Here is an 8248-nt window from a genome sequence, read left to right as displayed (position 1 = left end):
TTTTGCTCCATTTTCCTTGCTACATATCCTTCATGAATGGTCGGGATTTGCTCTTTTCCCTGTCTTTCATAGCTTCGGTGGTCGATCTGCAGATCAGGTTCAAGGTATTGATTACAATACTCCGCCCAACGCATTCTCCATTCTTCCACCTTTTCTGTTTTATTCCAGTCGTTAGCCTCCATGGTTACTCTTTGCCACATTTTTCTGCCTTTTGCTCCGATTTTTTGTAAGCCTGTTTCAGAATCAATGATTGGAATTTTTTGGCCGGATTCGTCTAATTTATATCTCTTTTTCTCTTTCTGTCCCCATGTCCCATTTTTGGTGATTGGTCTTGTTGTTCCCAAAATATGTGCATGATGGTTTCCTTGTTTCCAATGGATATTTGCATCGACACACATGCCCTCATCCGCAAGACTCTGTGCAAATTCATGTACTAGCTTCTTGCTTTGTTCCAGATCAAGTTCATGGGGAAGAGCAACCTCCCATTCTCTGGCAAGCCTTGCATTCCTTTGTGATTCTATTTTATGAACAGCATTCCAAAGTGTCTCTCGATTTTGATAGGACTCTGGTGCATATTTGCACAAGATTACTTCAGAAAATATAACTCCATTTTTTTTTCGATAGTCATGGATGATTCCTGTTTCTATATCTTCTAATTTATCAGCAGATCGATAAGCAGAGCTTGCAACTGCTGACTGTCCTTTTCCACGGCTGATGTTTTTTATAGAACAATGATAAATTGCCACGATTGCAAATCTCCTTTCGTATCCTACTGATTTTAAATGGGGTTGAGGGGCGAAGCCCTCACGCGATTACAGATATACTCACTTGTGAGTGTGTCTGTAAGTGCGCCCTTAACAAGTTAAGGGATTATTGAAATGTAGTTTATCACAATTTTGATTTTGTATCAAGAATATGTTAGACTATATAAAAAGGAGAGTGATTTATAATGTCAGAAATAAGATCAGCAGAAGAACGGATTGCCGAACTGGATAAAAAGATGGAACAGATTAAAGCGCAGAAAAAGGCAATCTTACAGAGAGAAAAAGAAATACAGCGAAAAGCACGTACCAAAAGATTGATTGAAATTGGTGGAGCTGTAGAATCTGTTTTGGGGCATCCGATTGAAAAAGAAGATATACCCAATCTTATTGCCTTTTTGGAACAGCAAGAAAAGCGAGGAAATTACTTTTCAAAAGCTATGAAAAAAATAGATAGCTTTTAACTATTTTATTGCTAATTTATCGTGTTTGATTTATAATTATTTTAGTAAATTATATATGTCTTTTTGACTATCTTTTTATATCTTCTTAAATGTCCGCAAAGCCTTATTTTATCGGCTCTACGGGCATTTTGCTTTTGTGGTAAACCTCACATATCTAGGTCTATCTTACCTACTACATATGCAAATGGTTAGACGGAGACGATAAACGGTAGTCAGCCTAGGGCTTAAGCCCCTCCCAAAACGGAATAGAAAAGCCCCGGAGGTAGCAACTCCGGGGCTTTTCGTACTGCTTCATGAGCATTTCTATCATTTTTCCTATGTTCAGTATACCATATTACAATATTTTTTTAAGAAAGATTCTATCTAATTCATTCCATTATTTCATATTGCTCACTCTCTACTAAATCATTTTGTATTGATTCAATATGCTCATTATATTCTTCCATAGGATCTGTAGAATTCTTTTTTTCATTTAACGTAGCACGACTCTTTTCTAAATACTCCTTTTTTTCTGCTTCTAGATATTTTTCGATTGGTAAATTGATTTTATAAACCTCGAATTCATGTTGCCAATATTCCTCTTCGGAGTCAAATTGATTTATAAGAGCTTGAGCTTCTTCTTTATTAACCGCTTCATTAATAATATTTTTCAATTCTTCTAAGTACGCCCATACTTCATCATCCGTTACTGTATACCCTTCTGAAATTGCTTTTTGATATGTCGCGTCTCTTTTTAGCATATAATCTATTGCTTTCTCTCTTGCAGTGTTTTTATCATATTCCGCTAAAATATAAAATTCAGTAGCTTGTTCAATATCTTTTTTAGTAATAATTCCACCAGACTTTCCTTTTGCAAAGATCGAATCATCTGTATTGTTTTCGTAGGATTTAAATAATTGTCCTACGTTTTGCATTGTTTCAATATTAGGATTTGGTGATGCTGCATATACAGAAACTGAACCGATAACCAAACAAGCTGATAACAATACTATTATTCTTCTTTTTTTCATAATCTATTTTCTCCTTATCAAACACTTAATTTGTTGCAAGAGAAATTCTTGCTGATTCGGCTGCACTAGCGGGGATTGCATCTGGACAGGTGAGTAAATATGTAACTTGTCCATCATATTTAGTATTTTTAGCATATGTTTTTTTAGTAGTATTATAATAGTGTGATCCATGATCCCACTTATTAGGATCATACATAATATCTCCCCGTTCAAACTCCGAAATAATAACATTATTGCTACCATCTGTATGTAAGACGTTTGATACTTCTAACTTAATACTTCCAGATCCAACTCCTGACCTTTTTTCGGTATATATTTTCTCTCTAAAGGAGAATATATTCTGAGTGCTATTTTTTTCATAATAAGACTCTAAATAATTTAAACCTACTGTTACAATATTCCAGCCATTATCAGGCATAGCAAAAACATGACTATTTTCAATTTCATCCCCCTTTTTTAGTCCTCTATCTATTAATTCTTTCATTTCATCAGTATCTATTGCATAGGTTTCAAATGCATATGCTACATTAGGAAAAGATAAAATGGATATTATGGATAAAGCAAAAACAAGCAAACTATTTTTTATAACGTTCTTCATATTTTCCCCTTTCATACAAAAATAACTTACGCTAAAAACGATTACCAACTACACCAACTAACAGATATCTGCTTTATTTCATAAATCCCTCCCCTTTTTTATTCCCTGCCCTTTCGCTATTCGGTAATTCTTCTCATGAATTTTCATATGTAAGACTATCCGAATATTAAAACACCTTAAATTATTTTTTATTATGACACATTTTTTCTTTCTGTTCAATATTGTTGAATAATATATATAATATTTATTCTGTTTTTTTTTGTTTTTTAGGCAATTCGCCTATTTTACGAAAAATGCCACCACCTCTTTTCTAACAACAAAAACTTTTGTTCCGTTGCCATGCGAAGCTGTTGCTCCTGATCTATAGCCTGTGCTAGCTGTCGGTTTGGTGTTTCTTCTTGCTATAGTGAGTGTATTCATCCTTTTCAATTCCTTTCCTGCTATCTTAACACACTCTGAAAAACAAAGTGCGTAAGTTTTGAAATTTGTTTTTCTCGACTTACACACTTTATTTTACACCCTCACAAAGTATATGAGTAGGCAGTAACCTGCCTACTCATATACTTTGTTTTTTAATTCCCTCATCTGTTCTTTCATCTATTTATCTCACCGACTTTTCTATAAAATCCAAGATTGCTGAATATGCTTATACAATCCATTCTGATCAAGCAGATCGTTCGTTACCTCAATATCATAAGACGGCTCTTCTTGCTGACAGAATGTACCATGAGCATCCACTATAACAATCGTTCCACTTTTTGTTTTTTGTCCATATCGAAATAATACAATATCTCCTTTTTTGTATTTCACCTCATCCATCCGTTCATTTCCTCCTTGCTATTTCATACTACCAGAACTTTCACCATTTTATCTCTGTACAGAACTTTCATTTGATTCCCATTTTTATCTTTTACAACTGCTTCTTCGTCTGATACAAAATATACATCTACACTTTCTTCTTCAAAATTTTTGTTAATCTCTTGCATTATTTTATACTGACCAACTGTATGCAATCCTTTTATGGTATAACTATTTTTCATTATCATATTCCTTTCTTTTATTCCCAAAACTTCCACCATTTCTTAGGTAATTCTTCTTGATCTTCTATCAATATTTTTTGTTCTGTTACCATACGGAGCTGTTGCTCCTGATCTAACAGCTTCTGACACTCCATGAGTCTTTTACTCAGCTCATCTATTTGTTTATTTTTATGATCTAATTCCTTACGAAGTAGATCAATAATGGCTTGATTCACTGCATAATCTGCTTTCGCTGATTGCGAAACATCTTTCGCAACATCAGCCTTGTAATGCCTATAAATCCTATATTCTATAGTTTCGCTGATTGCGAAACTTCCTTTCGCATCTTTCGCAATATGATTTTTTCTACACCATGCTCTAACAGCTTGTTCGGATACTCCGCATATCTCAGCAATCTCTCTTATTGTTTTCATTTTTTCTCCTTATACCACCACTTATAAACCGTATACCCGTCCCTACCATTATGTAGCAAAGATTTGTACTCTTACTAAACAAGATAGCTAACACAGGAGCATTGCTAGTTAGCGTACTTGTCGCTTTTTACTACTATCATAATTAAAATTGATAGTATATGTTTCGTATTCTATCTCATTACTATCATAATTAAATATGAAAGTTGGTTGCGCTGGTATATTCATTTTCTCACAATCACTGCTCTTTCATATACTCTGGAGGAATATATCTACAATTTTTTTGATTTTTATTATGCATTATTTTCAACCAAATACTTCATATATCCAAACCGGCTCTTCACATCTTTTTTGTTCTGCAGAGATTTGTATTTTCGCAACAAATAGTGATAGATGTCCAGATCATGACGTCCTGCATCTGCTGGGTCATACTCTACATGTCCCTCTGCAAGCAGTGCCAGTTCTTCCAACTGTGATCGATTAAATTCATTGCCACATGCTTCAGACCATAACGTAAATTTACCTTCAAGAACAGCATTTTGTTCCGGATCTGCAGTCGGATCAGAGTCTGGACAATATTCTGGAAAGTCATAAATATCCATCTGCCCATTTATCTGATCTTGTTCTGCAGTACACTTTTTTATTTTAAATTTAATTGCCCGCGTTAAACGCCCTTTAGTTATTTTTTCGTATTCAAATTCAATATCTGTAACTTCATTTATGTCTTTCTTACATTTTTGTAGCACTTTATTAAATTCTCGAAAGCTCTCATTGTTTTTATTTGTTGCTCCCATTAGTTCTCTTAAATCTTTAAGTTCTACAGTCCATTCTCTCCTGTATAGTTTGTCTTTTAAGAGAGGATATAATTTTAGAGAATATTTTGATTTCAAACGCAAAGAATAGTCTAATGCATATTCAATATATCCTTTTTCAGCCAATCCGAAAAATGCTTCTTTGAGTTTTGGATTACAATCTATCGTTATTGTTCTTTTGCCAAACTCAGGATCACTCACAATAACTCTTGCGTCCGAAAATAAATTTACTTTTATATAATCCCCATTATTGTTCAAATCAATTTTTATTCTTGAACCAAGAAGTTTGTCAAGACTCTTTTCAATTTCGCTGCTTTTCAATTTATTTGGATACTCATATCCAAGTAGCCTTAAATACTCATCAATAGTAAAGACTACTTCCGAACTTTCTTCTTCTCTTGCATTTATTTTAGCCAAGTATGTATCAATCAATCTCATTTCTCCAAGGTTGTATTCTGAAAACTTTGACCATATTAAAGGTTTCGATTTTTCGACTATATAATTTTTAGTTAATGTAATTTTTTTAGACATGAGCCACCTCCTATTCTCTATCATAATATAATGGTGGTATACTGTCAATATCTACATGCCACTATATACCGCAAAAAATACCACCATTATACCGCAAAAAATACCACCATTATACCGCAAAAAATACCACCATTATACCGCAAAAAATACCACTATATACCGCAAAAAATACCACCATTATACCGCAAAAACGTTGATTTTGCGCTATTTATTAACTCCGTAAACAAGTAATTAAACAAGTAATTAAATAATATATATAAACAAGCTAACTAACACGCGCGTGCGCGCAAGGCTAGTTAGCTGGCGAGTTTTTACTGTCAAATTTAAATATAAAAGTAGCAAGTGTTATCAGCTATCTCCTTTAATTTCGACAATTTTTAAACAGCCAAAGTGTAGATATTTCTCTAACACTATCAAAATTAAATTTGACAGCAAACAAGAAATGTGATATAATTACGCTGTCAAAATTAAATATGAAAGGAGATGGGGCAATGAACGAAAAATCTATGAAAAAATTAAAGGAATACGCAAAAGAGAGTAAGGATCTATATCTGCAGTATAGTGTTTCGGAAAAAAATATTCCGGAAAGTATCAAAAAACAGAACAAAGAAAATCTGAAACTGATGCAAGATGCACTGGCAACATTAGGCGTTCGATTGAATATCAAAGATGGAGAGATCTCGCTTCTGATGCACACATCAAATTTTGTAGATCGTAAAACAAGGAGAGCTGGCCGGAAAAGAACATATGCGTTAAAGGAGCAAGAACAAGGAAACTACACAGCAGATGCATACCGGTTTTCAGATGTGATATTGCTGATTGAAGAAAAAGGGGACAAGGAGACGCAAATCATTCTTGGAATGAGTGAATCGACTTATTTCCGGCATAAGAAGAAAATGAAAGCCAGTGAATACTACAGTTTGTTAGACCCACAAAAAATGACGGATCGGATGTATCTGGAATCCGTAAAAGGCAACAACTACTTTTAGACTTTCAATTTTAATTTCAACAGTCCTCTTGACGACAGAAATAAGCTATTGTAAAATAACTGCAGAAGTAAGGTGGCCTCGTCGCAATTGGAGCGGCGCTAGCGCAAACTTTTAGGACAGGAATAAGATAACCCACAGCAATTGGAGCGGTGCAAGTGTCAATTCCTGTCCGTTTTTTATTATCTGACAATTACAGACTGCAGAACGAAGATTGTGTTTGAAAAAGAGACAATTAGGGGATACTTGAAAAGCTTATGGTCATATGCTATAATGCCTATAGGCAAAACGATAGAAAGTGCTCATATGGCACAACAAAACCCCCACGAGGTGCGAACTCGTGGGGGTTTTTATGCCGTTTTGGGTGGGTGGCTTAAACCCAAGGTTGCTACCAGTCATTCTTGTCCAACCATTTGCAGATGTAGTAGGCAACTACACTCGCCAGGACAGAAAGTATAAACGATAGAAATTCACTCATATGGCACCCCCCTTTCTCTACCTGTCTAGGGGTGGTAGCTTATCCAGTATAGCATATGACATTTAACACTGTCAATTTTAAAACTGACAGTATTAGAGGAGAAATCAACAAAATACGTATGTTTGTGTGTTTATCGAAACCTGTACCAATTTCGTTTTAGATATGCTCTGATTCCAAGATAAAGTGTATGAATCAGGAACAGCAGCACAACCAGATTGATGGGAATAAAATTCCGTATGAAATCTCCAAACCATATCAGGCATGCCAGGCTTAGCAACCAGACAGAAAGACTGATTGTGTCAGCGTACTGGTTCGCATAATGCTTACAACCTTTTATAGCACAAATTGCAAGTAAAGAAATACTTCCGACACCAAGCAGTAAAATCATCAGTATCCAGAGAAGACAGTGAATAACCATAGATGCAACAGGATGTGGAACCATATCACCCAATTGTGACGCCCAATTTGCCACTTTAAATAGATTTTCCGAGCAAAGGTATATAAAAGCCCATGTAGAGTCGAAAAACGCCTTAAAATCGCGAATAAAGGCGCCAGAGTAAAATGCAGTAAATAAAGTGACTATAATTCCGTATAGTAACGACACCACAAAAAATGTCTGATGTGAGAGTGTACGTGCTTGATATTCCTGTTTCAGCTGTTTTTCCAGTATTTCAGATCTCAATCTTGCCTGTTCATACACCTGTTCGTTCAAAGAACGTCTATAGGCCTCTGTTTCCTTTCTTTCTTGTTCTGCTTTTTCCTGTGCGGTCTGCAACTGCCTTTCCCTGTTGGAATACTCTGACCTAACGGCTTCTACCTCGGCTAGGGCGTTTTGGATGTTCTTTTGCAATAGAGTGTTTTGTTTCTCTAATTCCTGATTTTGTTGAAATATCACATCGCTGTTGTTCAGCTTCTCGATCTGCTCTGCCTGTTCGGCTATTTTCTTCTTTTGCTGTTGCACGATCAATTCCAGCTCTTGCGTCTCGGATGATGTCCTGGACTGCAGATTCTGCAGTTCCAGGTAAAGACTCTCTGCCTTGTCCAATGCTTCGGAGAGTTGCAAGTCTTTTTTCGATAGCTGCATCTGCATCTCTTCGAGTTGGCTCATCAATTGCTCTTGTAGCTCTAAGTCGTTGTAATCGCTCATGTAACGCCCCC

General features: G+C 35.5%; 11 protein-coding genes. 2 read left to right on the top strand and 9 right to left on the bottom strand.

Annotated elements, in window-relative coordinates:
• A partial coding sequence (gene mobQ, locus AB5Z01_RS13255) for a MobQ family relaxase (protein ID WP_368365602.1) occupies positions 1-746 on the bottom strand: 746 nt, incomplete at its 3' end.
• Between the two features lie 203 nt (positions 747-949).
• Here mobQ and AB5Z01_RS13250 point away from each other — a divergent pair.
• Positions 950-1225, top strand: a complete 276-nt coding sequence (locus AB5Z01_RS13250; RefSeq protein WP_368112908.1) for a relaxasome subunit MobC — start codon at positions 950-952, stop codon at positions 1223-1225.
• 368 nt (positions 1226-1593) lie between these two features.
• Here the strand turns inward: AB5Z01_RS13250 and AB5Z01_RS13245 are convergent, their stop codons facing one another.
• The 7 genes from AB5Z01_RS13245 to AB5Z01_RS13215 form a co-directional block, all read right to left on the bottom strand.
• Positions 1594-2235 (bottom strand): hypothetical protein, encoded by a 642-nt coding sequence (locus AB5Z01_RS13245; protein WP_118038994.1) that lies wholly within the window; start codon positions 2233-2235, stop codon positions 1594-1596.
• A gap of 25 nt (positions 2236-2260) precedes the next feature.
• On the bottom strand, positions 2261-2833 hold the full coding sequence (locus AB5Z01_RS13240) for a hypothetical protein (protein ID WP_368112902.1): 573 nt from the start codon (positions 2831-2833) through the stop codon (positions 2261-2263).
• A gap of 279 nt (positions 2834-3112) precedes the next feature.
• Positions 3113-3262: a hypothetical protein gene (locus AB5Z01_RS13235; RefSeq protein ID WP_368365601.1), complete on the bottom strand. Its 150-nt coding sequence runs from the start codon at positions 3260-3262 to the stop codon at positions 3113-3115.
• A 189-nt stretch (positions 3263-3451) separates the two neighbouring features.
• On the bottom strand, positions 3452-3652 hold the full coding sequence (locus AB5Z01_RS13230; protein WP_202184311.1) for an ABC transporter: 201 nt from the start codon (positions 3650-3652) through the stop codon (positions 3452-3454).
• Positions 3653-3675: 23 nt separating this feature from the next.
• A complete protein-coding gene (locus AB5Z01_RS13225; RefSeq protein ID WP_202184312.1) occupies positions 3676-3900 on the bottom strand; it encodes a hypothetical protein in 225 nt (74 codons plus the stop codon).
• Positions 3891-4286, bottom strand: a complete 396-nt coding sequence (locus AB5Z01_RS13220; RefSeq protein ID WP_368117390.1) for a hypothetical protein — start codon at positions 4284-4286, stop codon at positions 3891-3893. Before AB5Z01_RS13220 ends, AB5Z01_RS13225 begins: the two co-directional genes overlap by 10 nt.
• A 290-nt stretch (positions 4287-4576) precedes the next feature.
• Entirely contained in the window at positions 4577-5626 is a 1050-nt protein-coding gene (locus AB5Z01_RS13215; protein ID WP_368303097.1) for a replication initiation protein, read from the bottom strand.
• 491 nt (positions 5627-6117) lie between these two features.
• Between AB5Z01_RS13215 and AB5Z01_RS13210 the strand changes: the two genes are divergently transcribed.
• Entirely contained in the window at positions 6118-6615 is a 498-nt protein-coding gene (locus tag AB5Z01_RS13210; RefSeq protein WP_368241213.1) for a hypothetical protein, read from the top strand.
• 605 nt (positions 6616-7220) lie between these two features.
• On the opposite strand, the gene AB5Z01_RS13205 is transcribed toward AB5Z01_RS13210, so the two are convergent.
• Positions 7221-8248: DUF6040 family protein (locus tag AB5Z01_RS13205; RefSeq protein ID WP_368365600.1), on the bottom strand; the 1028-nt coding region annotated here is incomplete at its 5' end.

The sequence above is a fragment of the Ruminococcus sp. RTP21359st1_H3_RTP21359_211015 genome, assembly GCF_040909065.1.
GTDB classification, from domain to species: Bacteria; Bacillota; Clostridia; order Oscillospirales; family Ruminococcaceae; genus Hominimerdicola; species Hominimerdicola aceti.
This window is presented reverse-complemented; position numbering and strand designations above follow the sequence as displayed.